This is a genomic window from Weizmannia sp. FSL W8-0676 (genome assembly GCF_038593015.1).
Taxonomy (GTDB): Bacteria; Bacillota; Bacilli; order Bacillales; family Bacillaceae_C; genus Weizmannia; species Weizmannia coagulans.
This window is the reverse complement of the sequence record NZ_CP151954.1, coordinates 2,638,408-2,661,946: the sequence shown is the minus strand read 5'-3', so window position 1 is coordinate 2,661,946 and position 23,539 is coordinate 2,638,408. Positions and strand designations below refer to the sequence as shown.

Genomic DNA, 23,539 nt, shown 5'->3' with positions numbered 1-23,539 from the left:
TGGCAAAGAAGGCAGTGCGCCCCTAATTTCCGGCGTTGCTGCCTTCTTTTTGTTGAACATTTTTATCTGTGCTCTGGCTGGGAGCAGTCTTTGCAGGGGTGCCATTCTTTTCCGTCTCCTGGCCGGAAGCAGGTTTTGTGCCAGTGTTGTCCGATTCTGTTCCCTCAGCATTCTTTGTTTTTGTATCATCCGCGTTTTCTGGTTTTTTATTTTTATTTTGATCCGTAACCTTGCCATCCGTTTTCGCATCGTGATGTTTTTCTGTACCCTGTGTTTCTGTTTTCGCTTTATCCTGCGTGCCAGCCTTTGCTTTATCAGCCGTAACAGGCTTGCCGTTTTTTTCTTCCTTGTTTTGATCAGAAGTCCCGCCCTTAAGCAGTTGTGTCAGCTGATCGGCCTGTTTTCGCAACGTTTCTTCATCGGAACCGGAAGTGTCAATATTGGCTGCGCCGGTTTCCATCGAAAGGTCAAGGCCCGGCAGATCCGCATTGTCGGCAAGCTGTTGATGGGCAACAAGGCGGACGTTTTTCATGCCGATTTGTCCGGCTTTTTCCGGGACGTAAATGCTGCCAAAGTCCACCTTTGTAGCATCGTCCTTCATATTTTTCAATTGGATCGGGCCGGGTGCATTCATATGGATCGTCACCGGTCCCTCGGGCGTTTGCAGCACTTTTGTGATTTTCAGGCCGTAAATGGTAACATCCGCATACTGCAGGCGGAGCATGACCTGATTTTGTTTTGTTGCTGTATTGCCTGCTGTAATCCCGGGCGGAAGCATCACGCCTTCCACGCGGTCTGCTTCAATGATGAAGCCGTCTGTTGCGGGGGATTCAGCCACTGAAATGTTTGTAAAAAAGCAAAAATTAAATGCAATAAATGCGGCTGTCAATAGGAAAGATTTTGTTTTCTTCACTTGTCTCACCATTTCTGTATATAGTCTTTATCTTTCATCTGCGCTCCCTGCGGCAATTTCTTCCATCGGGCCAACACCAGCCGGCACTTCCTCCTGCCTGATCACCCGCCATGAAACAGATAAAGACCCGCCGATGATACCGAGCAGGGTTCCAATGAAAAATCCGCCCATCGCCCCCATGATGGAAAGGACAGACAGGAAAATGGCCAAAATGCCGAACACCATATTAAACTTCGGGAAAAAATAACCCATTCCGCCGATCAGAAAAATCAAGCCGCCGAAAATAAGGCCGATCGACACCATGCTACCGGGCGCGGCTGCAATTTCAAGAAGTTGGACCGGCACATATAAAATGATCATCCCGGAGAGCAACGTAAACGTTGCCCCCCAGAATGGCCGGCTTCTTCTCCAGTTTCTAAAATTCATGCGAAACATATGGAACTTGCCCATTATGATCACTCCTTGAGGAAAAGCCTATTTTTTGACAAACTGCACTTTGAGGTTCGGCAGATTTGCGACTTTTTGGAAAAGATAATGTGTATCCAGGCTGCCGTCTTTGATCGTTAAAGTATCTGCCCCTTGTGTAAATGCCTTTGAAGCAGCTTGAGGGTCATCGGCAGTGACATAATTTTCTGAAATATTCATATTGGTGAAGACTGCATCCCCCTGGACAAGCGCAGCTTTTTGAATTACCCCGTCAAGGTGTACAGGTGTGCTTCCGTCGCCTGCCGTAATTCTTACCTGGTAATCGCCGAGAACCGGAATCTTAACATCTTTTTTAATAACCAAGTCTTGAATCGTCACTTTATCAATTTCATTGACAAAGACCGGCTTGACATGGTCCTGCCCTTTGGAAGGGTCCCCATATAAACTCCCGTATAATTTAAACCCGGTACCTTGCATTTCCTTGAATGAAACATTGAATTTGCCGATGCCGCCGACAGTTGCTGCAACGGCAACCCCGTTAATGCCGAGTACCGCTAAAAGTCCCCCCAGAAAAATAAGGCCTGAAAGCAGAGCGGTAAAAAACCATTTTTTTGAAGTTCTCCCTTGTAAGACTAATGCCCCTTCGTTCATGTAACAATCCTCCCCTTTAATACTTGATCATTTAAAAAAGATGGCATGCAAAATGTTTTGGTGGGAAAAGTTCCTCCTCTCCGAATGGTATCGCTTACATTTTTCTTTATTTTATTCATTTTAGACAAAAAAATATATTCCTATTATTGTAGGGAATTCAACGGCTTATGGCCTACAAATATCGTATCGGAAAACCGGTTTGATTTTTAACGCGAAAACCCGGCCCGATTATGATAATATTATAGGAAAAAAGACTGGCAAGGGGGTTTAGACGAAGGAGGGAGAAAGGTGTCGCTGTCATTAAATGCGCATATGAACATGGTCATGAAACACGGGGTAGATCTTTTGCGGTCGCACCAGCCGCAAATTATTGCGGAATGCACGGAAATTTTGCAGTATTTGAGAGAAACACATAAAGGCAGCGCGGATGCTTTTGAATTCGCTTTCAATTGTTTTGTCGCCTTTTTCCGTTCCGGCCAGCAATCGGTTGAAACGCTGATTGACGATATCCGGTCGCAATGGGTGAAGGAATTCCGCCGCCCGCCGGAACCGCATGTTCTCATTTTTATTTTAACCCTAATTGAAAACTCTGTTCATAAAGCCATAAAAGAAAGCACGACCCGGTCTTTTCACTTGCATCCTTCCGTCCAGTACCTGTTTTCAAAAATTTGTGAAGAAATGCTGCTCATTTCCAAACAGGAAACTTTTCATATGGATTCATTTTGTGAGCAGCTCACCAAATCCGAACAGCTCCGGATTGAGTGGATTGCAAGGGTCAGCCATGTGGACGGGGGATACCGGCTGAAGAAAGTGATCGGGATGGAGGAGGACGCGATTGACAGCGGGCTTTTTGAACGGGTGGATCCTTCATGGTTCTGGCTGTCGGAAGCGCTGCTGAAGCGGACGCCGCGGCGGAAACCGGATGAAAGGCGGGATGTGTTTCCGGTGCCGTGGAAAAATGAGACGTTGATTTTTTGTATGAGCGACCAGGATGTTTCGGCCACCATCCCGTTTTTGACATATGCGATGCATTTGTTGCAGATGGAGGAGGAACGGAACGGAAAAGTATATGCGGGCGACCAGTGGAAAGACGCAGTCATTTTGTTTAACGAATGGATTATGCGCTCCCAGGATTTAAATGAAGCGATCCAAAACATCGCTTTCGGTTACGCACAATATTTGCCGTTCGAGCGCTGTGCCCTGTTCCGTTATTCGCAGAGCGATGCGGCGGGATTCGGCCTGTTCGGCTACCATTTTAACAATACGGCAATTCGGAATATAAAGGAGACGATCGACCGTTTTCCGTCCATTTCTAAAATATTGCTAGGAAAGGGGCAGCAGGTGAATATGGTACAGCATTTCCAGCCGCTGTATATCCCAAAAGCTTCAGAAGAGTTTCCGATGCAGTATGTGAAGGAGTTTGAGCTGGAATCGGTCGTGGTCGCCCCGATTTATGTGCCGTCAGAAGGGGTGTTAATTGGCGGTGCCATTTTGGACCAGGGGCCTGGAAAGTTTTTTGAAGTGGACAGCAGCACATTTACAGCGCTGTTGAAGTTCGGCCAGAGCGCAGGTGAACTGCTGGCCAAGTTTTTAAAAGCGAACCAGTGGGACGAAAAGCAGCCGGAACTTGTCCAGTTGTCCGCCCGGGAAATCCATATTCTGCAGCTCTTGGCGGACGGGGCCTCGACGACGGAAGCAGCGGAAATGCTGCATTTGAGCGAGTATACGGTCCGGGATTATGTCTCAAGCCTGATGAAACGTCTTCACGCCAGAAACCGGACGGAAGCCGCCGTAAAAGCAATGCGGCTCGGACTGATTCATTGAATTTTGTTCATTTTCCTCCGCTCCGCACTTTTTTAAGGGAAAAGTAATGATGCACTCATTTTGCACGAAAAAAATGCAAAACGCCCGCAACCCCTTATTATTAAAGGCTTGCGGGCGCTTCTTTTAGCGGCCCCGAGAGGACTCGAACCTCCGACGCACGGTTTAGGAAACCGTTTGGAAGCATTCAGGTATATTCACACCCATTCGCAATCGTGATTTTAAAAGCATTTTACAAAATGTACAGCTGAAAAATATTCACAAAAATTTATATCCTTTTATTTTTTTCGTGCCAAATTCGTGACGGGATTAACCAAGGATATCATGTTTACTATCCGGCTTATTTCCGAAAATCTGTTCTCCAAATTTTTCAGCTGCTGCCTTTTGGATGTTTGGCAAAACGTGCGAATAAGTATCAAGTGTAACCGTAATTGAGGAGTGTCCTAATCTCTCCTGAACGACTTTTGGGTGTACTCCCTGCTTAAGCAGGATGGTCGCATGTGTATGGCGCATATCATGAAAACGGATTGGTTTTAAGGCTGATTTCTCGATCAGATCCAGCCAATTTCGGTCTAAATTTCTCGGCAAGATGAAAGAGCCTGTGGAACTCGCAAGCACAAGGTCTTGGTCTTTGTATGTTTTTCTATTTTCCATCTTGAATTTCATTTGTTCATGCCGGTATTTTTTTAACTCAGTTACAACATAATCAAACAGAGAAATATTACGGTAACTCTTTTCGGTTTTTAGCGGGCCAATCTCGTGTCCGCCTCCTTTTTTTCTTGTTACTGCCTGGTTTACAGAAAGAATTTGATTGGTAAAATCAATATCCTGCCACCGCAAGCCGAGTATTTCTCCTTTACGCATCCCGGTAGACAGGGCGAGAAGGTACGCTATGTAAAATCTGTCTTCTTTGGCCATATCCAAGAAAAATTGTACTTCCGTTTCATCCCAAACCTGTAACCTATGCTTCTCGGGCTTTGGAGGTTTTACGGCCACGCAAGGATTTTTAGTAACGATCTCCCATTCAATGGCTTTTTTATAAGCGTTGTTCAAAATCCTGTGCATATGGACAATGGATTGATTAGACAGGGTTTCTTCCTCGACATATTCGTCATAAAGCTCCTGTATTTGCCCAGGCTTTAATTGGTCCATTTTAATATTTCCTAAGTTGGGGATTAGATGATTCATTACGAATGGGCGGTAGTTAGCCATTGTTCCACTGGATACATTCTTGCTTTTGTGATCCAACCAGCGTTTTAAAAAATCACCGAGTTTAATATCTTGGGAGTCAACATAGCGCCCTGACGAAATTTCATACTGTTTTTGGCTTAATGCCCGGCGTGCCTCTGTCTTTTTTTTATACGGGCCGAAGCGGCGCTGAAGTCTTTTTCCGGTTACTGGATCCGTTCCTATATCTAACCTAAATCCATATCCACCAGCAGTTTCGTATATTTTCGGTTCTCTCATGGTACATACCTCCTTGCCTAATCATAGGTGTATAAGTTTGTAGTTTGGTAGGGGTTGAATAATACAATTACTTTTAGTCTTTCACCCATTCAATAGGCGTGTCGATCACACCCTCCACTAGGGCGATCATCCGGCCGTTAACGATGTGTATTTTGGATAATACGGGAATCGGTACAGTCTTTTGTTCCTGTTTTTCTTGATAGTTCTTGTCCATGTAAATCGCTCCTTAATTATTAGAATGCTTGTTCTTAGAATATAAGTTCTGTTTGATGATCTAAGAAAAAGCCCCGAGGGGCCCTTCCTTATCTTTCACATGCAATTCCATCTTTATCGCGGTCAAGTTTATGGTGTGCATTGTACAAAGCAGTTGATACATACGGCTTATAATGTGTTTTTCCGCCCTTGTTTTTTACCTTGGAATTCTTGGCAACGCCGCCTTTGTAAACCTTATTTAAAGCTTTACAGTTGGCGTAGTGCTTTACGGATGCAGCATCTGCATCCTGAGACTTTGCAAAGGATAACCCGAAAATTAGGCCGAAAGCAACTGCAACTGAAATGATTTTTCTCACTACAATTCTCCTCCAAGTTCACTGGTATGTTCTAAGAAAAGGTCTTTTGGGAAATTTTCTTAGAATTTAATTGGCATATCGTAATTTTTGATGTCATATTTCTTCCTGCCGATCATGAATTGCTCTGACAACTTGTCCAAAAACTTTTTGGCCAGATTAAGGATAAGGTCCAGCTTTAGTCCATTATCAATCTCTTTTCAAGTCGTTTTGATTATCATTTTATCGGGATCAATTTTACTGTTGCTTCTGTTTGTATTTCTTCGCCTTCTGTAGCTTCAAATACATATGAAGATTGTCCATTTGAACCAAGAATTGTATTAACAACCGGGTCACCACTATCATAGACAATAAAATTACTTCCACTTCCAACAGGAACAGCTTTATATCGGCTTGCGGGTATATCTTTACCGACTGTGTAATGGCCGGCATTTAATGTTTTTGGAGCTCCTTTAGCAGCTGTAACCTCACCCTTCACGCTGGCTAATTCGTTTTTTGCTGAGCTGATTTTAGAATTTACCGATTTTAACTCATCATTAGCGTTACTAATGTCACTTTTTATATCGGCCAACTTATCTTGCTCATCTTTGATTTGCTGATTAAGTTCATTCTTATTTTTAACTGCGCTCAGTACATCTTTATTTTGAGCTTTCAAATCGTCAAGTTTGGATTGTTTTTCACTTATCTGACTTGCCAAATCACTTTTCTCACTCTTAAGATCTGATACCTTTTGTTTTAACTGATTATAACTAACCTTGACACCATTAACTTTAGCTGTTTGAGCCTGGCTTTTGCTATAATTCGATCCGATCATGCCAAAAACGATCATTGCTACTAAACCACCAATTGTAAAGTAAGTACCTCTTTTCTTTTTATCAGGATCAGCTCTTCTCTTTTTAGACAACAAATAAAATAGACCGATAATCAATGCAACGAAGGAAACGAACTGAAGAAAATTCCAAAAAAGTACCATAAGTATCCCCCATTTTTTATTTTTATGTAAACTCAAAGTGAGTTAACACCATAGACTAAAATTCACAGGCAAAAGTACCTATGCATCGGTAAAAAAATAGTATTCAGTTGACAAACCTTTCCATTTCATAAGGAATGCCATTTTCTCGGAGTGCATCGAACTTAGTTTCGTAATCTTCTAAAACCTTATCATAGAGCAATAATTGCGTTGCAAAAAAATTGGCCTCACACTCAATTCTATCCGTTGAAAAAAGCGTGTTTTTTCTCAGAAAAGGGGTGTTCGCGTCTGCATGGAGAACAGCATGGCCTAATTCGTGAGCGCATACATATCTCATCAGATAGTCATTTAAATCATGGTTTAGTGTAATGATCTTTTGTCGATAAACCTTTTCGTAAAAGCCGAGTGTGCTTCCCAATGGAAGGTATCTGATCAGGATGTTTTTACTCGAAGCAATTTTGAATGGATCGTTTGATTTATGTTTTTTTACCTCTTTATGTATTGCATTCTTAATCCAATCCACAGGAATTCACCCCTATTGCCCATCATCTTGGTCCCGGTATTTTTTAGGAGTGAATTTTTTCTTTGCAATTTGTTTTGCAAGGCGTAGATTGCTTTCGATCGCGGCTCGCACAAGTTCTCTTGTTTCCTCGTCCATTGGTTCGCCGTCAAATGCAAGCGCCGTGTCGGAGTCCATTTCTTCCAGGATGCTTTCCATTTTTTTTGCAATGTCTTTTTCGTCTTTTTCTGTCAGTTTCGGGAGATCACTAGACCGACCTAATAAATAATCAGTGGTAACGTCTAATGCTTTTGCAAGATCTTTAAGCATTTCATTAGATGGTGTACTGTATTCATTTTCATAGTTGCTTATGGTTCCCTTGGTTGTCTTAACCAGGTGGGCAAGTTGTTCTTGGGTAAGCTTTTTATTTTTTCGCGCCTGACGGAGCCGTTTCGCTAGCACCTTAATCACCACTTCCATTTATGTACAAGTTTATTGTACAGCAAAAACGGGATATTTAAATAAAAGTACAAGAAAATCATATTTTTCTATTGACATACAAGAATCTTGTACTATAATAAAGACATAGAGTTCAAGGAACTCATACAAAGGGGGTGAAACAATTTGAGAAATGATCATCTTGCTAAGGCCCGCCATCAGAAGAATCTAAGCCAAAGCGAATTAGCTGAGAAGCTTGGATGCAGCAAGCAAGCCGTTAGCAATTGGGAAACTGGATATTCTAACCCACCTTTAAAAATGGCGTTAAAAATATCTGAGATTCTTGACAGAGATGTCGATTATTTATTCGGCAAAAAGGTACAAGATTCTCAAACAAAGAAGGAGGTCTGTTAATGGGAAAACTGGTTTTTCTTCATAACAATCAACCGGTAACTGACAGCTTGACTGTTGCTGAAGTCTTTGAAAAACGTCATGACATTGTATTACGGGATATTGAAAATCAAATAACCAAGCTCCAGGAAGCAGGTGAACAAGAATTTTCACTCCACAACTTTGAGGAGTCAACTTACACCAACGAACGCGGCCGGGAGTATCGAAAATTCAATTTAACTGAGGATGCCTTCACGCTCGTCGTTATGGCTTATATCACACCAGAAGCCATGAAGATGAAAGTCATGTTTATTCAAGAGTTCAAGCGTATGCGAGAACAATTGGAAAAATCAAGGGTCCATGTCCTAGATGACCGCACGGCACTCATACAATCAATGAAATTAACAGTTGAAACTGCAGAACGTCAGGACGAAATGCAAAAAGTCATTACACAACATGGCCAAAAAATTTACGAAATCGAGCAAAAAGTCGAAGAACAGATTACCCTGGACCACGGCGAACAGCGCCGTTTGCAAAAAGCGATCGCCTCTAAAGTGTACGAGCTTGAGAGTGATCCGGCCGCACGATCTAAACTGTTCCGCGAAATCTACCGGGAAATCAAAGACCGTTTTGCAGTTGCTAGTTACAAAGACGTCAAACGCAAAGAACTCCAGTCTGCCATCAATTATGTTGAAAACTGGATTCCAAGGAGGGTCGGATAATGATTCAAATCAATGTCGATTTTGCTGACGAGCAGTTCCGTGAGATCCTTCGCCAGGAAATTGATAAGGCGATGGCTGATGTGATCCGAAAAAACGAGCTTCCGCCAATGCTAACCAAGAAAGAATTCATGGAACTTCTCCGGATTAAAGACACGAAAGCTTCAGAGCTGCTCAACCGTCCTGATTTCCCAGTTTTTCGTGAAGCAGGTGTCTTGATCCCGACCCACTTGCTGTTTAAGTGGATCGAGAAAAACACGCGATGGCTTGAGGATAACTCAAAATATTTCAATCAGGCCATCTGACTTAAGCTTAATAGATTTACAAGTATTTAAAAATCCACAACTGAATACAGAACGGGGGAGAAAAGGTGAAAGAGAAGGCTTATGTAGGGGATGCGATCAAAACACTACAGGAACAGGAGGAGCTTAACCAGGAACAGCTTGCTTTTGATTTGAATGTGTCCCCGGGAATGATAAGCCACTATAAAAACAACAGAAGAACGATGCATCAAGAAGTGGCACGGGAGTCGCTTAAGATGTACGACAATCCAATTTTCCAAATGCAGGTTCTTTACGAATTCAGCGACGGGCTGACCTCGCCGGTATTGGATGGAAATGCAATCGAGCAACATCGGTTGGCGTTCAAAGAGTTTTTAGCGAACGAGGCAAAGGAAGCTTTTCAAAAGTTGAAAGAGATCAATCTTTTGAAGTCTCCGAGCCAGGCTGACAAAAACGACATTGAACAGATCAAGCAGTTGATCTGGGAACTAGATGACGCTGAGATTGCCATTGCAAACTTCAAAATGATTCTGGCCAAAGAATACCACGTCAGCCTGATAAAAGAAAAACGATCAAGGCAAGCCACTTTAAAAGCGAAAGGGTGGGTGAAATGAATAACACGGATTTTCTTCCGGACGACCTAGACACGGCTATCGAGCACTACAAATGCTGCTATACGTGCTTAGCAAAAGCTGAGCAAGCACTTGTGACTGATAACCTCGAAATTGCGGAAAAACGAATGGAAGATTTTAAACGCAGCTTAAATGTCCTGTATCGATTAAAGCAGAGGAAGAAGCAGAAGGCTGAGATGGATGCAATCATAACGGCCTTGATAGACCGAGGGATTGATGTTGAAAAGGTAGTGATGCGGTAATGGGCGAGTTGGTGTTTATGGCGTTATATTTACCAGCACTACTGGCAGGCAGAATTCTATTAGGGTGGTGGCTTGGAGATGACGAATAGACAAAAAGCAGAAATCATCTTGGAAAGCTTGGAAGAATTCATCCAAATTGATTGGGCTTTTAAAGATATTTATTTTAAGGCAATCGACAAGGCTCTTATAAAGATCGCCAAAAAAGAAAAAGCAGCGAACTAAGCTGGCACTTAATTCACTGCAATGTTGGAATTACCTCTATTATACCACACAGAAAATGATAGGCCTAGTGCCTGTCATCATGGTCAGGATCCAAACTATCCCCCTCGTTTCCCCATCCGGATCCTGGCCATGATGATGGACATTATCCATCGGAAGGGAGGGAGTAGGATGAAACAGCCATTTCTTCAGTTTAAAGGACAGCTTTTCCCTATTGCTGAAATCAGCTTCGATGACAGAAATGGGGATGTGACTTCTGTCGTAATCAGAATTGGGAACAAGTATAAGCCTATTTTCCAAAAAGGGTTTATCGCAGAAGAAGAATTTAATGGTGAATATTCTTCAAATCCAGTATGTCTGGATTTGAAAAAAGAAGGCGTTCTCGCATACCTGGATTCGCGAAATGAAATCAGAAAGGAGTTTATCTCATGATCAATTATGGGCTGGAACACCCTGAAATTACACGGGCAATTCGTACAGGCTACCCGAATGTGGTCAGCCAGATGGAACATTGGGGCTATGACTATTTCGGTGATGAGATCCTGGTCGGTGATGATGTCGTTGAGGTCGATGGAGAAATTATTTTACAAGAAAATTGGGATCGATACGTTGACGAAGTACTGCAGGCCCGATTTTTCACAGCACAATAAAAAACTCCCTTTGCCGAGGGAGTTGGGTAGTTACGAACATTACTTTTAATCTTATTGTACTGATCTTTGAAAATTTTATCAAGAGGTGACAATTGATGGCAATGAACAGTTTATCCGAACAATATCAACAGCAGGCGCAGCCAATGGTAATGGCTCAAGCATCCAGCAGCCGCGAAATAGAGGAAGTGAAGGGCCAAATCTTTATGGCTAAGCAATTCCCACGGAACGTGTTCCAAGCAGAACAACGTATTCTGGACGCTTGCAAACGGCCAAGTTTGGCGGAAACGGCAATGTATCAATATCCACGCGGAGGAACGAAGGTAACAGGCCCATCTATCCGGCTTGCAGAAGTATTGGCACAGAACTGGGGAAACATCAGCTTTGGCGTGAAGGAATTGGAACAGCGTGAAGGTGAATCAGTTGCCATGGCCTATGCTTGGGACCTTGAAACCAATACACGCCAAGAAAAGACTTTCACTGTTAAGCATTCAATGAAAGCAAAAGGAAAATTAAAAAAGCTTGATGATCCACGCGACATTTATGAAAAAGTTGCGAATGATGGGGCCCGCAGGCTCCGCGCTTGCATCCTTGGTATCATCCCGGGTGACATTGTTGAATCGGCAGTAAAACAGTGTGAGGAAACGTTAAAGGGTAACAGCAAGGGTCCTTTAAAAGACCGTGTAGGAAACGCTCTAAAAGCATTTAAGGACAAGTACCGAGTAACGCAAGAAATGATTGAAGCAAGGTTTGGATATAATGCTGAATCCTTTACTGAGTATGATTATTTGGAGCTTATTAAAATCTTTAATTCTCTTAAAGATGGAATGAGCAAGCCGGAAGATTGGTTTGAGCAAAAAGAAAAAGAATCAAAACAAAGCGATCTTGTCAAATCGTTTGAAAAAGAAAAAGAAAAAGAGGAAGTGAAACAAGATGCAGCTGGCGCAGGACAAGCTGAGCAATGAGAATTACTACTCTAAAGAAATGAACCTGCAGTATATGTCGGTCAGCCAATTTAAAAGCTTCATGGACTGCGAAGCACGAACGATGGCGGAGTTGGACGGGTCTTATAAAAGGCCCGACTCCAACGCTCTGTTGGTTGGATCCTATCTGCATTCTTATTTTGAGGGTAAAGAAGCATTTGAAAATTTTATTGAAGAGCATAACGGTTCCATTTTTAAAGCCCGGGGCGGAAAATATTCAGATTTTGAAACGGCCGACAGGATGATTGAAACGCTGAAATCTGATCCATTTGTAAATTTTGCTCTCGAAGGTGACAAAGAACAAATTTATACGGCCGATCTATTCGGCGCTAAGTGGAAAATCAAAGTGGACAACATTAACCATGATCGTAAGTTCTTCAGCGACATCAAAACAACTCAGGACCTGCACAAGCGTTACTGGTCAGACAAATACGATGGTTGGGTTTCGTTCGTTGAATCATGGGACTATGTGTTGCAGATGGCCGTTTACCGGCGTGTTTTGCAGGAGTGCTTGGGATTTACCTTCACGCCATATATCGTGGCTGTAACCAAGGAAAATCCGCCAAATAAAGCAGTCATCCATTTTGATGAAAGCCGGTTTGATTTTGAATATGAGTACATTGAAATGAAAATGGAGCGTGTACTTGAAGTGAAGAACGAAAAAGCGAAGCCAACCAGGTGCGAGAAATGCGACTATTGCCGAGCAACTAAACGTCTTGACAATACAATTGAGGTTGGCGAGCTGATTTATATTTGATGGCGGTGACCGCATGAATTATTTAAAAGAATTAAAAGCTTTCAGGGATTGGCTGCTACTAAACGATCTTCCCACAAGCGCAATTGCGTTATGGCATACTCTGATGGCCATAAACAATATGGCTGGCTGGAAAGAACGATTTAATGCGCCAAATTCCACAGTAGAGAAATTGACTGGGTTGTCTAAACAAGGACTGGTCGATGCTCGAAGAAAGCTTATTGAAAATGGTCTGATTGAATATGAGAAAGGTAAAAAGGGGAAAGCCCCTATTTATAAAATTGTCTCATTGGTCAACTCACTTGACCAATATCCATACCAATCTGGTGACCAATCGCAATACCAATATCAATACCAATCAGCTGACGAAAGCTTGACCATACCTAAACATAAACAAAACAAAACAGAAACTAAAACTAAATCTCCTGCTGCTGATCAGCGCGCAAATTACTTTGATGCGTACATGCTTTGCTTTGGCGGGCAACCAAGTGCGATACAGATTCAAGAGATTAATTACCTGATAGACACTAAAGGCCTCAGCGGAGAGGTTGTCTGTATCGCGTTTAAAAAAGCAGCTGAGGTTGGAGCGAAATATCCGTATGCTAGGTCAATCTTAAATGCATGGGCCGACGCTGGTATTAAGACAGCTGCGGATGTTGAGCGTGAGCAGCAAGAATTTGAACAGCGGCAACAAAACAAGCCTAAACAATATAGGCGTGGTAAGCAGGGAAGGGTTGAAAAACTACCTGACTGGTTTAAAAAGGAGCCCGAAGACCACACTCCTGAAACCGCATCTGAAGACGGGGAAACGTTGGAAGAAAAGCGAAGACGCCTCGAAAAAATTCGAGAGCAGTATAAAAAATCAGGATCTTGAAAAAAGGGAGCATTGACATGGTGTATACGGGGAATCGAGGAATGGCATTTGAAGCAACCATCAACCTCGTCAATCAGCTGTACAAAAGCAGAAAAATCGCGTTAATAAACAAGCGTCCGACACCTGTAAAGGTTTTGAAATCGAAAGGCACTAAGGTTTTAAGTGGATATTACGAAGAAAAGAGCACGGTCGATTATGACGGCGTCTACCGCGGCCGGCCGATTTACTTTGAAGCAAAATCAGTTCAAACCGTTACCAGATTCGATTTAAGTAATCTGCACCAACACCAATACGAATATTTGAATCTGGTGGAACAAAATGGGGCCTTGGCGTTCGTTCTCATTGAGTTTAAAGACAGCAAGGATGTTTTCCTTTGCCCGATGAGCATGGTGCGGAAATACGTAAAACTAAGCGCTACAGGAGGGCGGAAATCAATACCTAGAGAGGCATTTGAATACGAAGCATTGCTTGTAAAAGACACAGGCCGGGCGCCAATGGATTACCTAGCATGTGTGGACCAGATGATTGAAAGTATTCGTGAAAGACCGGGAATGTTAGCTGAGTAGAAAATAAAAAAACCGGGTTCCCCCGGCGTGGTAATATCTCGACAAGAATATTTTACCATAGGGGGAATCCTGATGGCAGTGAATGTCGAAAAAATGACAGCTGAAATAGATTTGATGGAAAATGCGGTGTACAGAGTTGTTGACGGCCGGCTGATTAAAGTCACAACGCCGGGGATTGGATATGGAAAGCAAATTATCACATGGCAGGCGGGAAAACCGTCGCACTGCGAGATCAGTTTTACAGAAAAGTAGGGGATAATTGGTGGAATGGGGGAATTTGTAAATGACAGATAAAGATATTGACAAAATTTGGAAACGTGTAAAACGCGTCATGGAAGAATATCATATGCGTATGGATTACGGTGCAGCAGCTACTATTGGCGGAGCTTTTGGAGAGCTGGTAGATGAAATTAAAAGATTACAACAGGAAGTGGAGTTTTGGCGCAACATTGCGGAAAGTTGCGAGTGCAATAACGACTAAATTTAATACGCTACCGGAACAACCGGGGCACTGATTAATCGCTATTATGGCGGTTATTCGGTGCCCTTTTTATTTTGTAAAAAGGGAGATGAGGAGATGCGGCCAGACCTAAAAGACCAGATTAAAGAGTGGAAACGGGAGCACCGGGAAGTGACCGGATTTGGAAAGAAAAAGAAACGCCGTAAGAAGGCGGAGAAGGGCAAATTAGAGCAGTTAAGTGAACGTGAGATAAAAGACCTTATGGGGATGAATCGACCTGTATATGAGCGCCGTAGAGGGGCAATCAGACGAAAATATTAGTTCGGGGTGATTGGTATGAATAAAAAAGAGATTGCTAGCATTTTACGTGACTATCATTGGATGATCAATGAAATTCAACGGCAGCGGAAAATGTTATCGGACGAAGTTAACGGCAACTTCACTGCACAATATGGCATTGAAGCATCTTTACCAAAAGGGCAAAATGGAGATCCCATCTTTCGTGAAGTTATTCGCAGAGAGAAGAAGTCAAGGTGGATCGAGAAGCTTGAGAAGAAGGTTATGTTCATTCAAGAGCATATGGATTGTATTACGAATGAGCGTGAAAAGGTTGTTCTGGAATGTTTGCTTGATGGAATGAGTATGATTGCCATTTCTAAGCACATGGGGCTATCAGTAAGGCATGTGCAAAGGATCAAAAACAGCATAGTGGATAAAATGTCCGAAATGTCCGGTTTGTCCGGGATGTCCGGAAAGATGCGCTCATAAATTCCATTTGTTTATAATGGGGGGCGGGACGGAGCGGAAAAATCTCCACCAGGTTGGTAAGCCATCTAATTGATCAAAGCGCCACCTTTCGGTGGTGTTTTTTTGTTGAACTTTGTCGAACTAAAGTTGTAGGAAAATAGACTCCTTTTGTCGAAGTGTGATGACGAAGGGAGGTGAGGAAATGAGTTTATCCAAAAATTTGTATGCACAGTCTTTACAAATAGCTAAAGATGCACATGATGAGTATAAAGGAAAACAAGGAGAAATAGGTTATTTGACATATGTAACGGCTTTTGGTTTAGTAAGCGGAAGGATTTTTAATACAAAAAAATTAGATTTTTCATCAATAGAGAGTTTTAAAGAAGATTTAGCGAAATATATGGGTGATTCAGAAGGTATAGATATTATTTCAATTGCTAACTCAGTATATGGAAAAATCAGTAACAAAGAAGAAACTTATCGAGAAGATACAATAATTCAAGATGCAATAATTCCATTAGAAGATGTAACTATTATAGGATCTAATGGAGTTATTAAGACAGATCTTTTTGTTCTATTTACAGACCAAATTATTGGGATTTTACCAGGTAAAGCGAATCAATAATATTTTATTAGCATCCTTCGGGGTGCTTTTTCTTTTGCTTAAAAATTCAAATTGGGGGTGGAGGAGTGATGTAAAATGGAGAAATTAACTCCAAAACAAAAGGCTTTTGCTGATTATTATATTGAGTTAGGGAATGCAACAGAAGCGGCGATAAAAGCTGGATATAGTAAAAAAACGGCATATAGTATCGGGAATGAAAACCTGAAAAAACCTGAAATAAAAAAATATATTCAAGAGCGAGTTGCCGAAAAAGAAGAAAAAATGATCGCCAAACAAGACGAAGTGTTGAAGTTCCTAACCAGCGTTCTTCGGGGCGAAATTACTGAAGAAATCCCAATCGGAAAAGGAGAGGGCTTTTTTCAATTAGAGGATAAAACACCAAGCGTCAAGGACCGTGTAAAAGCTGCTGAACTTCTTGGAAAACGATATGCAATGTGGACAGACAAGCAACAGGTTGAGGGCTCTCAGCAAGTGATTTTTGTTGAGGATCTTGATGAGTAAGGTCAGTCTAAAAAAGGTTGTTGGGGGCGGATACAAAGATTTCTGGAACTACCTGGGACGCTACCGGGTAGTGAAAGGAGGACGTGGATCCAAGAAGTCAACAACAACAGCGCTCAACATTATTTACCGAATGATGAAATATCCCCTCGCAAATACGCTTGTGATCCGGAAGGTTTTCAAAGATCATAAGGATTCAACCTATGCACAGCTAAAATGGGCTATCCACCAGCTGAAAGTGGATCATCTTTGGGAATGGACAAAGAGTCCGTTGGAAATTCGTTATAAGCCGACCGGGCAAAAGATCTTATTCCGCGGCCTGGATGATCCGATGTCCGTCACTTCCATTACGGTGGATGTCGGCTATCTTTGTTGGGCATGGTTTGAAGAAGCTTATCAAATTTTGAATGAAGATGATTTCAACAAGGTAGATATGTCTATCCGTGGTGAACTGCCGCCAGGATACTTCAAACAATTAACGCTCACCTTTAACCCGTGGAATGAAAAACACTGGTTGAAGAAGCGTTTTTTTGATGTTCAGAGTCCTAACATTTTAGCCATTACGACAAATTATCTCTGCAATGAATTCCTAGATCAATCGGATATAGATCTGTTTGAAGATATGAAGATCCGATTTCCTAGACGATACAAAATCGAAGGTTTAGGAGAATGGGGAATTGCAGAAGGGGCCATTTTCGAGAACTGGAAAGAATCCCACTTTGATAAATCTGAAATTGCCAAACGCAGCGGAGTGAAATCAGCGTTTGGACTTGACTTTGGTTTCACCGTGGACCCGACAGCTTTGTCGTGTGCTTTGGTGGACATGAACAACAAAGAAATTTTCATCTTTGATGAACATTACGAAAAGGCCATGCACAATGACGAGATAGCCGAAATGATCAAACGTAAAGGATATGCTAAGGAATTGATTATTGCCGATAGTGCTGAACAAAAAAGCATTAGTGAGCTTAGAAGATATGGGATTCGTCGCATTAAGCCAGCGGAAAAGGGTCCTGATAGCGTTCGATCGGGTATTCAGTTCCTACAGCAATTTCAAATATTCGTGCATCCATCTTGCGCCAATTTCGTAGTGGAACTATCCAATTATGTCTGGGATACCAACAAGGATGGCCAGTTAATTAACAAGCCGATTGATGACTATAACCACTTAATTGATGCCTTGCGTTACAGCATGGAACCAATTAGAAAGCGCATGAGAGCGAGGTGATAAGACGTGAGAGAATTCTTAAATGCTATCGATGCAAATGGAGGACCCACAGAAGATCTGATCGAACAGATGATTGAAGCCCACGAACCGGATCATGACAGAATGGTTAATCTATATCAACGATATAAGGCTGAGATTGATGGCGTTCCCATTCTTCAGCGACAGCCGATTGAATATGAGGATTTTGAAACAGGAGCCATTCGAAGAATCGACAATAAAGTCAACAACCGGCTCAACAACACATTTGATTCCGATATTGTGGACACAAAAGTGGGTTACATGTTCGGGCATCCGATCACATACGAAACGGATAATCAAGATAGCTTGAAAGCGGTCATTGATGAATTTAATCTTCGCAATAACATCGAGGATAAAGACAGTGAATGGGGTAAGAAAGCCACCATTTGCGGTTACGGCGCCCGCCTTGCCTACGTGGACACAGAAGGTCAAGAACGGGTCATGAATATGGATCCGTGGGAATGTATCATCCTTTCGGATAGCGACATCACGGAGCCAAAATATGCTTTGCGCTATTATACGGTTACTGAAATCGGACCAGGCCAGACTAATGAAAAACGTAAAGCGGAATTCTATGACGACACATACATTTATTTCTTTGAGGCGAATGATGGTGAGAAATTTGATTTGGTAGATATAAAGCCGCACATGTTTGATTATTGTCCTCTTTATGGACTGCCGAACAATGAGGAACTCAAAGGCGATGCTGAAAAAGTGCTTTCACTCATCAATGCGTATGATCGCACTCTGTCTGATGCTAGTAATGAGATTGAGCAATATCGTTTGGCGTATCTCATCCTCAAGGGCATGGGAGCCGATGAGGAAACGCTTCAAATGCTTAAAAAGACGGGCGTTTTTAATCTTTACGACGAAAAAGAAGATGTCAAATATTTAACCAAAGACATTAATGACACCATGATCGAGAACCACCTAAATCGCCTGGAAGAAAACATCTTGCGGTTTGCTAAATCCGTGAATTTTTCGGACGAGCAATTTGCCGGAAATATTTCTGGTGTGGCCATGAAATTTAAACTAATGGCTTTGGAGAACAAGTGCATCACAATGGAACGAAAAATGACTGCTGCGCTGCGATACCAATTCAAGGTACTTTGTTCTGCGTGGGCAAAAAGGGGCTTGACGGGGGCCGACAATTACTTGAATGTATGGTTTGGATTTAAACGGAACTTGCCGGCTAATATCCTTGAAGAGGCTCAAGCAACTGCTGCATTGAAAGGATTTGTTTCTGAAAAGACACGTCTATCGCTTCTGTCTTTTGTAGATGATCCTGAATACGAGGAAGAAGAAATGCAGCAGGATATCCGTAATTCGGTAAATCTTGATGAGGTGGATATAAGTGGACAACCTCAAGAAATCAGCAGAGCAAATTAACCGAGCTCTTGGGCAACGGTTAAAAAAGAGTGACCGAGAGATTGCCAAGCGATATGCCATTACTTTGAATGAAATTCGCCAGGCTCTCTCCAAAATTTATGAGAAATATGAAACAGGTGGCGTCCTAACATACGCGGAAATGGCTCGATATGACCGCCTAAGGCGTTTTTTACGAGAAATCAATAGATTACTCTCGATCAACTATAAAAGCCTGAAATCGGTCATTTATGACGTTTTAGGTGAGAGTTATCTTGATGGCTATTACCTTACGGCTTGGGCGGTTGAAACAGATACATTGAGCCGTCTCGCTTATTCTGCCGTTGCTGCGGAAGTTATAACGGCGATGATCGAGAATCCGATAAGCGGTTTAAGCTTAAGCGATCGATTGGAAAAACATCGTACTAATATCATCTACACCATTCAGCAAGAAATCACACAAGGATTGGTAAAAGGCGAAACATACGGACAGATGGCCAACAGAATTAAAGGAGCGCTAGAAGGCGATACCGTGAAAGCCATGCGGATTGTTCGCACTGAAGCGCACAGAGCGAGCGAATCAGGAAGGCTGGACTCTGCCATACATGCTCATAAGAATGGTGTCATCATGCTGAAAGAATGGAACACCATGCAAGATGAGCGTGTTCGCCCTGGTCGTGGAATCGGGAAGAAAGACGCCAAACATGCAGCAAATCATCGGATGCTTGATGGGAAGAAAATCCCGGTTGATCAAAATTTTAAGGGGAAACTTGGTGAAGGTCCGGCTCCCGGACAAATGGGTGCGGCCGGCGAGGACATTAACTGCAGGTGCTTCCTCACTTATTCGGTTGAAAAGATCGAAAAAGTGGATGCTAAAGAGCTAGAGGGCATGACTTTCGAAACCTGGAAAAAAGAACGATTAAAACAATAAAAACAAGCCATCAAGATTACGGAATTATAAATAATCAAAGAAATAGAACTTATAGCAGCTCAAAGAGGTGCTTTTTTTATTGCCTTTTTTTCGTTCTGTAGGCGTTAAAGAACAAACGAATATAAAACCATTAGTAGAACTTTATAGTTGCTTATATGGCAAATATGAAGGTCTGAGGAGGAATAGTTAATGACTTTAGAAGAAATCAAAGCATGGCTTGAAGCACATAAAACAGATTCAGAAGTAGCAGCTTATCTTGGAGAACTTTCTGCCGTATCAGCTGATAAGGTGAAAGGGTTCCTTGAAACGGAAGAAGGAAAAAGACTTTTGCAACCACGACTGGATCAATACTTTTCTAAAGGTCTTGAAACTTGGAAAGCGAACAACCTAGAAAAAATCATCGAAGAAGAAATCCAAAAGCGGAATCCGGGAAAATCGCCGGAGCAAATGGAAATTGAAAAGCTAAAAAAACAGATTGAGGAAGCGGAAAAAGCTCGTCAGCGTGAGGCACTGGTTAATAAGGCCTTAAAGGTAGCGAAAGAAAAGAACCTACCTGATGGACTTGTTGACTTTTTTATTGCTGACGATGAAGAAAAGACGCTTGCTAATCTATCAAAGCTAGAAGAAGAGTATTCCAAAGCGGTTCAAGCTGCTGTGGATGTCAAGTTTAAAGAAGGTGGCCGAAGAGTTGAACCGGGTGGGAAATCGCAAACCGGATCAGTCAACATAGATAAACTGGCTGCCGAAGTAAGTTTAAGAAAATAAGGAGGAATCATAGATGCCAACATTCAATCCAAATAATGTTTTGCTGCAAGATGCAGTGAATGGGAAAGTTCCTACAGAACAAGCAACACTCGTTTTGAAAGAATTCATGCAAACAGCGGCGATCACACAACTCGCAAAATATGAACCTATGACAAAACCAGAAAAAGAATTCACATACCTTGCTAGTGGTCCTGGGGCTTACTGGGTAGGTGAAGGTGAACGGATTCAAACCGATAAAGCTACTTGGCTAACAGCCAAAATGACAACGAAAAAACTTGGGGTCATTATTCCAGCTTCGAAAGAATTTTTAAATTACACAGTTACTGACTTCTTTAACGCTATGCGCCCTGCCATTCGTGAAGCATTTGCTATCAAATTTGACCAAGCGGCGCTATTCGGTGTAGGTTCTCCATTTGGTACGGGTGTATCTGTTTTTGAAAAAGTCAATGCAAGTGGAAATAAAATCACCATCGGTACTGGTGCAGGTGGCACGAATGATTCGTTATATGACGATCTGAACGCTTTAATGGCATTAATTGAAGATGGAGACAAAGATCCGGATGGTTTCACTACCATTCGTAGATTCCGCCAAAAACTCCGTGGAGCGAAAGATGCTAACGGACTTCCACTTTTCAATGAAGCAAATGGCGGAGCTTCTTCACAAGTGTTAGGCTTACCAGTCGGTTATGTAGATTCAAAATCATGGGACTATACGAAGGCTTTGCTGATGACAGGGGCTTGGGATTATGCTCGCTATGGTATTTTGCAAGATATTGAATACAAAATCAGTGAGGAAGCAACATTGACGACGATACAAGATGATCAAGGTAAACCAATCAACTTGTTTGAACGTGATATGTTCGCACTTCGTGCAACCATGCAAGTCGGTTTCATGACCCTTTCTGATGACGCATTTGCTGCCCTTGTACCACCTGCAGCTTAAAGGAGGGAGAGTGTAAATGAAAATTAAAAAAGGAAAAACCGAATTATATGTAACCGAGAAAGCGTTCAATGTGATTTATAAAGACCTTGGCTTCAAGGTAGTTGAAGGTGATCAAAGTGGATCTGCAGGAACTCAAGATCAGGCTGAAAATCAAGGATGATAGTCAAGATGAGTTTCTTCAGGTCGCCTTGGATGACGCCATTGATTACGCTCAAAGATGGTGCAACAATCAATTTCTTGATGAAAATGGAACATTAAGCCTTCCGCCTTCGGTAAAAAAAGGGGTCGCTCTCATTGTGAAAAGCATGACCGAAAACAGCAATGTAGCTTCCCAATCGCTTGGAGACATGTCGAAAAGCTTTTTCGAGGGTGCAACCATGCGAGAAGCGGAAAAGTATCTCCGGCCATATAAGAAGGTGCGGTTCATATGAGAAAAAAGATCGGGATCACGATCAAAGACACTGGGGATCTAGGTGAGGTCATCAAGAATATTGAAAAATTGAAGTCCCGAAAGATTAAAGTCGGGGTATTTAGCGGTGAAAAACATGAAGAAAGTGAAATAGATATGGCTGATCTTGCTCGTATTCATGAGTATGGAATGACCATCAATCCAAAAAACGGAAAATATTTGGCTATTCCTTCTCATCCTAAAGCGAAAGGGAAAAGTCCTCGTGATTTTAATGACCTATTCTTCATTGAAACCGAAAAAGGCAATGGACTGTTAGCAAAGGAGAAAGGAAAAGACAGTTTTGACGTTTATTTCGTTTTGGTGAAATCCGTTACCATTCCAGAACGTTCTTTTTTGAGAAGTGGTTACGACGAGAACATCGATAAAATCTACAAAAAAATAAAAGATATGATGCCAGACGTAATCGCAAATGAAATAGATCCTGAATTTTTTATGGATTCTATTGGCGAAGAATTCGCCGGGCTGATTAGAAAAAAATTAGTTTCGATTAAGAGCCCACCAAAATCAAAAGTAACATTAGCTGCAAGTCCTGGGAAAACCAATCCATTACAAGATACTGGTCAATTAGTAGAATCTATCAGGCATGAGATTGAATAGGGGTGGAATGATGAACAAACCCTTTGAATTTGCTGACTTTATTGATGAGTTCAAGGTTCCCTTCACTTTTACTAAAGTTGAGGAAGGCTATTGGAACGATGCAGGGGATTATATTCCAGGTGGTGAAACCACTGTACAAATGGAAGGTATTATCCTTCCGTTAACCGAAAATGATTTGAAATATTCGGAGGCTGGAACCTATAGTGTCAAAGACAAGAAGATTTACACAACACAGCCTTTAGAACTCGGACAAGTTTTCGAATATAAAGGCGACAAATATACCATTCAATCATTTAAAGATTACAGCGACTATGCAGATGTCTATATTTATCTTGCAAGGTGTCGATAAAAATGAATATTCAAGCCATAAAAGATATGATTGCCCGTATCAAACAAGATACGGGCATTACTATTATTAAAGCTAATACAACATATAAGCCGCCGCCATTACCTTATGGTGTGTACAATATTACTTCTTCTTATGTGAAAGAAAGAGGAAGAGGGGCGATCACTCAATATACCGATGACACTGGATCATATGAGAAAAGATCAGAACAATTTCGTTTGACTATATCATTCAGCTTTTATGCTGAGGACATTGAAACCACGATGGAACTAGCTTTCAAAGTTCATCAGTGGTTTTTATTTTTGGGTCAAACATTCTTGTCTGACAACAATCTAGCGGTCTATCAAGTGGGAAACATTGAAGATCGAACTACATTTCTAGTCGATTCTTACGAGTATAAGCACGGTTTTGATGTTCAGCTTCGTTTAACCGACGAGCAAATTCGAGCCATCGAAACTATTGAAAAAGTCAATATAGGAGGTATGTAGA

General features: G+C 42.0%; 38 protein-coding genes. 29 read left to right on the top strand and 9 right to left on the bottom strand.

Annotation, left to right across the window (positions count from 1 at the left end):
* Positions 1-22: 22 nt before the first annotated feature.
* The 3 genes from NST20_RS13215 to NST20_RS13205 are packed head-to-tail and all read right to left on the bottom strand — an operon-like array spanning position 23 to position 1,990.
* Positions 23-913: a hypothetical protein gene (locus NST20_RS13215; protein ID WP_342399622.1), complete on the bottom strand. Its 891-nt coding sequence runs from the start codon at positions 911-913 to the stop codon at positions 23-25.
* A gap of 27 nt (positions 914-940) precedes the next feature.
* On the bottom strand, positions 941-1,363 hold the full coding sequence (locus NST20_RS13210) for a DUF6114 domain-containing protein (RefSeq protein WP_342399621.1): 423 nt from the start codon (positions 1,361-1,363) through the stop codon (positions 941-943).
* 24 nt (positions 1,364-1,387) lie between these two features.
* On the bottom strand, positions 1,388-1,990 hold the full coding sequence (locus tag NST20_RS13205; protein WP_029142364.1) for a DUF6230 family protein: 603 nt from the start codon (positions 1,988-1,990) through the stop codon (positions 1,388-1,390).
* Between the two features lie 288 nt (positions 1,991-2,278).
* Between NST20_RS13205 and NST20_RS13200 the strand changes: the two genes are divergently transcribed.
* Positions 2,279-3,814, top strand: coding sequence for a response regulator transcription factor (locus NST20_RS13200; protein WP_342399620.1), 1,536 nt, complete (start codon positions 2,279-2,281; stop codon positions 3,812-3,814).
* Positions 3,815-4,120: 306 nt separating this feature from the next.
* Here NST20_RS13200 and NST20_RS13195 read toward each other — a convergent pair whose 3' ends face one another.
* The 6 genes from NST20_RS13195 to NST20_RS13170 form a co-directional block, all read right to left on the bottom strand.
* Positions 4,121-5,278: a tyrosine-type recombinase/integrase gene (locus tag NST20_RS13195; protein WP_342399619.1), complete on the bottom strand. Its 1,158-nt coding sequence runs from the start codon at positions 5,276-5,278 to the stop codon at positions 4,121-4,123.
* Between the two features lie 73 nt (positions 5,279-5,351).
* Positions 5,352-5,492: a hypothetical protein gene (locus NST20_RS13190; RefSeq protein WP_328196970.1), complete on the bottom strand. Its 141-nt coding sequence runs from the start codon at positions 5,490-5,492 to the stop codon at positions 5,352-5,354.
* A gap of 88 nt (positions 5,493-5,580) precedes the next feature.
* Positions 5,581-5,847, bottom strand: coding sequence for an excalibur calcium-binding domain-containing protein (locus tag NST20_RS13185; protein WP_342399618.1), 267 nt, complete (start codon positions 5,845-5,847; stop codon positions 5,581-5,583).
* Positions 5,848-6,061: 214 nt separating this feature from the next.
* Entirely contained in the window at positions 6,062-6,817 is a 756-nt protein-coding gene (locus NST20_RS13180) for a hypothetical protein (RefSeq protein WP_342399617.1), read from the bottom strand.
* Between the two features lie 103 nt (positions 6,818-6,920).
* Positions 6,921-7,337 (bottom strand): ImmA/IrrE family metallo-endopeptidase, encoded by a 417-nt coding sequence (locus tag NST20_RS13175; RefSeq protein WP_342399616.1) that lies wholly within the window; start codon positions 7,335-7,337, stop codon positions 6,921-6,923.
* 12 nt (positions 7,338-7,349) lie between these two features.
* The gene (locus NST20_RS13170; protein ID WP_342400429.1) at positions 7,350-7,775 is read right to left on the bottom strand and encodes a helix-turn-helix domain-containing protein; all 426 of its coding nucleotides are present in this window, start codon (positions 7,773-7,775) and stop codon (positions 7,350-7,352) included.
* A gap of 162 nt (positions 7,776-7,937) precedes the next feature.
* On the opposite strand from NST20_RS13170, the gene NST20_RS13165 reads away from it, so the two are divergent.
* The 28 genes from NST20_RS13165 to NST20_RS13030 all read left to right on the top strand — a co-directional run bounded on the left by NST20_RS13165 (position 7,938) and on the right by NST20_RS13030 (position 23,538).
* Positions 7,938-8,165: a helix-turn-helix transcriptional regulator gene (locus NST20_RS13165; RefSeq protein WP_061574395.1), complete on the top strand. Its 228-nt coding sequence runs from the start codon at positions 7,938-7,940 to the stop codon at positions 8,163-8,165.
* A complete protein-coding gene (locus NST20_RS13160; RefSeq protein ID WP_342399615.1) occupies positions 8,165-8,863 on the top strand; it encodes a Rha family transcriptional regulator in 699 nt (232 codons plus the stop codon). The genes NST20_RS13165 and NST20_RS13160 overlap by 1 nt, the downstream gene beginning before the upstream one ends.
* Entirely contained in the window at positions 8,863-9,165 is a 303-nt protein-coding gene (locus NST20_RS13155) for a DNA-binding protein (RefSeq protein ID WP_342399614.1), read from the top strand. The genes NST20_RS13160 and NST20_RS13155 overlap by 1 nt, the downstream gene beginning before the upstream one ends.
* Positions 9,166-9,230: 65 nt before the next feature.
* Positions 9,231-9,755, top strand: a complete 525-nt coding sequence (locus tag NST20_RS13150; protein WP_342399613.1) for an XRE family transcriptional regulator — start codon at positions 9,231-9,233, stop codon at positions 9,753-9,755.
* Positions 9,752-10,015: a hypothetical protein gene (locus NST20_RS13145; protein ID WP_342399612.1), complete on the top strand. Its 264-nt coding sequence runs from the start codon at positions 9,752-9,754 to the stop codon at positions 10,013-10,015. Before NST20_RS13150 ends, NST20_RS13145 begins: the two co-directional genes overlap by 4 nt.
* 78 nt (positions 10,016-10,093) lie before the next feature.
* Positions 10,094-10,237, top strand: a complete 144-nt coding sequence (locus tag NST20_RS13140) for a hypothetical protein (protein WP_342399611.1) — start codon at positions 10,094-10,096, stop codon at positions 10,235-10,237.
* Between the two features lie 168 nt (positions 10,238-10,405).
* Positions 10,406-10,666 carry a hypothetical protein gene (locus NST20_RS13135; RefSeq protein ID WP_265115048.1) on the top strand — a complete coding sequence of 87 codons (261 nt, stop codon included), beginning with the start codon at positions 10,406-10,408 and terminating at the stop codon, positions 10,664-10,666.
* The gene (locus NST20_RS13130) at positions 10,663-10,884 is read left to right on the top strand and encodes a hypothetical protein (RefSeq protein ID WP_342399610.1); all 222 of its coding nucleotides are present in this window, start codon (positions 10,663-10,665) and stop codon (positions 10,882-10,884) included. The genes NST20_RS13135 and NST20_RS13130 overlap by 4 nt, the downstream gene beginning before the upstream one ends.
* Positions 10,885-10,979: 95 nt before the next feature.
* Positions 10,980-11,846: a hypothetical protein gene (locus NST20_RS13125; protein ID WP_342399609.1), complete on the top strand. Its 867-nt coding sequence runs from the start codon at positions 10,980-10,982 to the stop codon at positions 11,844-11,846.
* Positions 11,815-12,621: a PD-(D/E)XK nuclease-like domain-containing protein gene (locus tag NST20_RS13120; protein ID WP_342399608.1), complete on the top strand. Its 807-nt coding sequence runs from the start codon at positions 11,815-11,817 to the stop codon at positions 12,619-12,621. The genes NST20_RS13125 and NST20_RS13120 overlap by 32 nt, the downstream gene beginning before the upstream one ends.
* 13 nt (positions 12,622-12,634) lie before the next feature.
* Complete coding sequence (locus NST20_RS13115) at positions 12,635-13,492, top strand: DnaD domain protein (RefSeq protein WP_342399607.1); 858 nt, start codon at positions 12,635-12,637, stop codon at positions 13,490-13,492.
* 41 nt (positions 13,493-13,533) lie between these two features.
* Positions 13,534-14,058, top strand: a complete 525-nt coding sequence (locus NST20_RS13110; RefSeq protein ID WP_342399606.1) for a Holliday junction resolvase RecU — start codon at positions 13,534-13,536, stop codon at positions 14,056-14,058.
* Between the two features lie 72 nt (positions 14,059-14,130).
* Positions 14,131-14,310 (top strand): DUF3954 domain-containing protein, encoded by a 180-nt coding sequence (locus NST20_RS13105; protein ID WP_342399605.1) that lies wholly within the window; start codon positions 14,131-14,133, stop codon positions 14,308-14,310.
* A 31-nt stretch (positions 14,311-14,341) separates the two neighbouring features.
* Positions 14,342-14,539, top strand: coding sequence for a hypothetical protein (locus NST20_RS13100; protein WP_265115054.1), 198 nt, complete (start codon positions 14,342-14,344; stop codon positions 14,537-14,539).
* Between the two features lie 96 nt (positions 14,540-14,635).
* Positions 14,636-14,839 carry a hypothetical protein gene (locus tag NST20_RS13095; RefSeq protein WP_342400428.1) on the top strand — a complete coding sequence of 68 codons (204 nt, stop codon included), beginning with the start codon at positions 14,636-14,638 and terminating at the stop codon, positions 14,837-14,839.
* Positions 14,840-14,854: 15 nt separating this feature from the next.
* Positions 14,855-15,286 carry a LuxR C-terminal-related transcriptional regulator gene (locus tag NST20_RS13090; protein WP_342399604.1) on the top strand — a complete coding sequence of 144 codons (432 nt, stop codon included), beginning with the start codon at positions 14,855-14,857 and terminating at the stop codon, positions 15,284-15,286.
* A gap of 181 nt (positions 15,287-15,467) precedes the next feature.
* A complete protein-coding gene (locus NST20_RS13085; protein ID WP_342399603.1) occupies positions 15,468-15,890 on the top strand; it encodes a hypothetical protein in 423 nt (140 codons plus the stop codon).
* Between the two features lie 75 nt (positions 15,891-15,965).
* Positions 15,966-16,391, top strand: coding sequence for a terminase small subunit (locus tag NST20_RS13080; RefSeq protein ID WP_342399602.1), 426 nt, complete (start codon positions 15,966-15,968; stop codon positions 16,389-16,391).
* On the top strand, positions 16,384-17,616 hold the full coding sequence (locus NST20_RS13075; RefSeq protein WP_342399601.1) for a PBSX family phage terminase large subunit: 1,233 nt from the start codon (positions 16,384-16,386) through the stop codon (positions 17,614-17,616). Before NST20_RS13080 ends, NST20_RS13075 begins: the two co-directional genes overlap by 8 nt.
* Positions 17,617-17,622: 6 nt before the next feature.
* Positions 17,623-19,023 carry a phage portal protein gene (locus NST20_RS13070; RefSeq protein WP_342399600.1) on the top strand — a complete coding sequence of 467 codons (1,401 nt, stop codon included), beginning with the start codon at positions 17,623-17,625 and terminating at the stop codon, positions 19,021-19,023.
* Positions 18,989-19,930 (top strand): phage minor head protein, encoded by a 942-nt coding sequence (locus tag NST20_RS13065; protein ID WP_342399599.1) that lies wholly within the window; start codon positions 18,989-18,991, stop codon positions 19,928-19,930. Before NST20_RS13070 ends, NST20_RS13065 begins: the two co-directional genes overlap by 35 nt.
* Positions 19,931-20,119: 189 nt before the next feature.
* Complete coding sequence (locus tag NST20_RS13060; protein ID WP_342399598.1) at positions 20,120-20,695, top strand: DUF4355 domain-containing protein; 576 nt, start codon at positions 20,120-20,122, stop codon at positions 20,693-20,695.
* Positions 20,696-20,708: 13 nt separating this feature from the next.
* Positions 20,709-21,638 (top strand): phage major capsid protein, encoded by a 930-nt coding sequence (locus NST20_RS13055; RefSeq protein WP_342399597.1) that lies wholly within the window; start codon positions 20,709-20,711, stop codon positions 21,636-21,638.
* 16 nt (positions 21,639-21,654) lie between these two features.
* Entirely contained in the window at positions 21,655-21,798 is a 144-nt protein-coding gene (locus NST20_RS13050) for a hypothetical protein (RefSeq protein WP_342399596.1), read from the top strand.
* The gene (locus tag NST20_RS13045) at positions 21,755-22,069 is read left to right on the top strand and encodes a head-tail connector protein (RefSeq protein WP_342399595.1); all 315 of its coding nucleotides are present in this window, start codon (positions 21,755-21,757) and stop codon (positions 22,067-22,069) included. The genes NST20_RS13050 and NST20_RS13045 overlap by 44 nt, the downstream gene beginning before the upstream one ends.
* Positions 22,066-22,704: a hypothetical protein gene (locus NST20_RS13040; protein WP_342399594.1), complete on the top strand. Its 639-nt coding sequence runs from the start codon at positions 22,066-22,068 to the stop codon at positions 22,702-22,704. Before NST20_RS13045 ends, NST20_RS13040 begins: the two co-directional genes overlap by 4 nt.
* Positions 22,705-22,714: 10 nt before the next feature.
* A complete protein-coding gene (locus tag NST20_RS13035; protein ID WP_342399593.1) occupies positions 22,715-23,053 on the top strand; it encodes a hypothetical protein in 339 nt (112 codons plus the stop codon).
* Between the two features lie 2 nt (positions 23,054-23,055).
* Complete coding sequence (locus NST20_RS13030; RefSeq protein ID WP_342399592.1) at positions 23,056-23,538, top strand: hypothetical protein; 483 nt, start codon at positions 23,056-23,058, stop codon at positions 23,536-23,538.
* Position 23,539: the final 1 nt, after the last annotated feature.

What these genes read in the sequence shown, in the direction of transcription:
- NST20_RS13190 (WP_328196970.1), bottom strand. Translation starts at nt 5,492, where the DNA reads ATGGACAAGAACTATCAAGAAAAACAGGAACAAAAGACTGTACCGATT.
- NST20_RS13135 (WP_265115048.1), top strand. Translation starts at nt 10,406, where the DNA reads ATGAAACAGCCATTTCTTCAGTTTAAAGGACAGCTTTTCCCTATTGCT.
- NST20_RS13060 (WP_342399598.1), top strand. Translation starts at nt 20,120, where the DNA reads ATGACTTTAGAAGAAATCAAAGCATGGCTTGAAGCACATAAAACAGAT.
- NST20_RS13040 (WP_342399594.1), top strand. Translation starts at nt 22,066, where the DNA reads ATGAGAAAAAAGATCGGGATCACGATCAAAGACACTGGGGATCTAGGT.
- NST20_RS13180 (WP_342399617.1), bottom strand. Translation starts at nt 6,817, where the DNA reads ATGGTACTTTTTTGGAATTTTCTTCAGTTCGTTTCCTTCGTTGCATTG.
- NST20_RS13210 (WP_342399621.1), bottom strand. Translation starts at nt 1,363, where the DNA reads ATGGGCAAGTTCCATATGTTTCGCATGAATTTTAGAAACTGGAGAAGA.
- NST20_RS13145 (WP_342399612.1), top strand. Translation starts at nt 9,752, where the DNA reads ATGAATAACACGGATTTTCTTCCGGACGACCTAGACACGGCTATCGAG.
- NST20_RS13155 (WP_342399614.1), top strand. Translation starts at nt 8,863, where the DNA reads ATGATTCAAATCAATGTCGATTTTGCTGACGAGCAGTTCCGTGAGATC.
- NST20_RS13115 (WP_342399607.1), top strand. Translation starts at nt 12,635, where the DNA reads ATGAATTATTTAAAAGAATTAAAAGCTTTCAGGGATTGGCTGCTACTA.
- NST20_RS13100 (WP_265115054.1), top strand. Translation starts at nt 14,342, where the DNA reads ATGACAGATAAAGATATTGACAAAATTTGGAAACGTGTAAAACGCGTC.
- NST20_RS13205 (WP_029142364.1), bottom strand. Translation starts at nt 1,990, where the DNA reads ATGAACGAAGGGGCATTAGTCTTACAAGGGAGAACTTCAAAAAAATGG.
- NST20_RS13120 (WP_342399608.1), top strand. Translation starts at nt 11,815, where the DNA reads ATGCAGCTGGCGCAGGACAAGCTGAGCAATGAGAATTACTACTCTAAA.
- NST20_RS13095 (WP_342400428.1), top strand. Translation starts at nt 14,636, where the DNA reads ATGCGGCCAGACCTAAAAGACCAGATTAAAGAGTGGAAACGGGAGCAC.
- NST20_RS13125 (WP_342399609.1), top strand. Translation starts at nt 10,980, where the DNA reads ATGGCAATGAACAGTTTATCCGAACAATATCAACAGCAGGCGCAGCCA.
- NST20_RS13085 (WP_342399603.1), top strand. Translation starts at nt 15,468, where the DNA reads ATGAGTTTATCCAAAAATTTGTATGCACAGTCTTTACAAATAGCTAAA.
- NST20_RS13110 (WP_342399606.1), top strand. Translation starts at nt 13,534, where the DNA reads ATGGCATTTGAAGCAACCATCAACCTCGTCAATCAGCTGTACAAAAGC.
- NST20_RS13090 (WP_342399604.1), top strand. Translation starts at nt 14,855, where the DNA reads ATGAATAAAAAAGAGATTGCTAGCATTTTACGTGACTATCATTGGATG.
- NST20_RS13080 (WP_342399602.1), top strand. Translation starts at nt 15,966, where the DNA reads ATGGAGAAATTAACTCCAAAACAAAAGGCTTTTGCTGATTATTATATT.
- NST20_RS13130 (WP_342399610.1), top strand. Translation starts at nt 10,663, where the DNA reads ATGATCAATTATGGGCTGGAACACCCTGAAATTACACGGGCAATTCGT.
- NST20_RS13035 (WP_342399593.1), top strand. Translation starts at nt 22,715, where the DNA reads ATGAACAAACCCTTTGAATTTGCTGACTTTATTGATGAGTTCAAGGTT.
- NST20_RS13050 (WP_342399596.1), top strand. Translation starts at nt 21,655, where the DNA reads ATGAAAATTAAAAAAGGAAAAACCGAATTATATGTAACCGAGAAAGCG.
- NST20_RS13075 (WP_342399601.1), top strand. Translation starts at nt 16,384, where the DNA reads ATGAGTAAGGTCAGTCTAAAAAAGGTTGTTGGGGGCGGATACAAAGAT.
- NST20_RS13140 (WP_342399611.1), top strand. Translation starts at nt 10,094, where the DNA reads ATGACGAATAGACAAAAAGCAGAAATCATCTTGGAAAGCTTGGAAGAA.
- NST20_RS13160 (WP_342399615.1), top strand. Translation starts at nt 8,165, where the DNA reads ATGGGAAAACTGGTTTTTCTTCATAACAATCAACCGGTAACTGACAGC.
- NST20_RS13105 (WP_342399605.1), top strand. Translation starts at nt 14,131, where the DNA reads ATGGCAGTGAATGTCGAAAAAATGACAGCTGAAATAGATTTGATGGAA.
- NST20_RS13195 (WP_342399619.1), bottom strand. Translation starts at nt 5,278, where the DNA reads ATGAGAGAACCGAAAATATACGAAACTGCTGGTGGATATGGATTTAGG.
- NST20_RS13055 (WP_342399597.1), top strand. Translation starts at nt 20,709, where the DNA reads ATGCCAACATTCAATCCAAATAATGTTTTGCTGCAAGATGCAGTGAAT.
- NST20_RS13030 (WP_342399592.1), top strand. Translation starts at nt 23,056, where the DNA reads ATGAATATTCAAGCCATAAAAGATATGATTGCCCGTATCAAACAAGAT.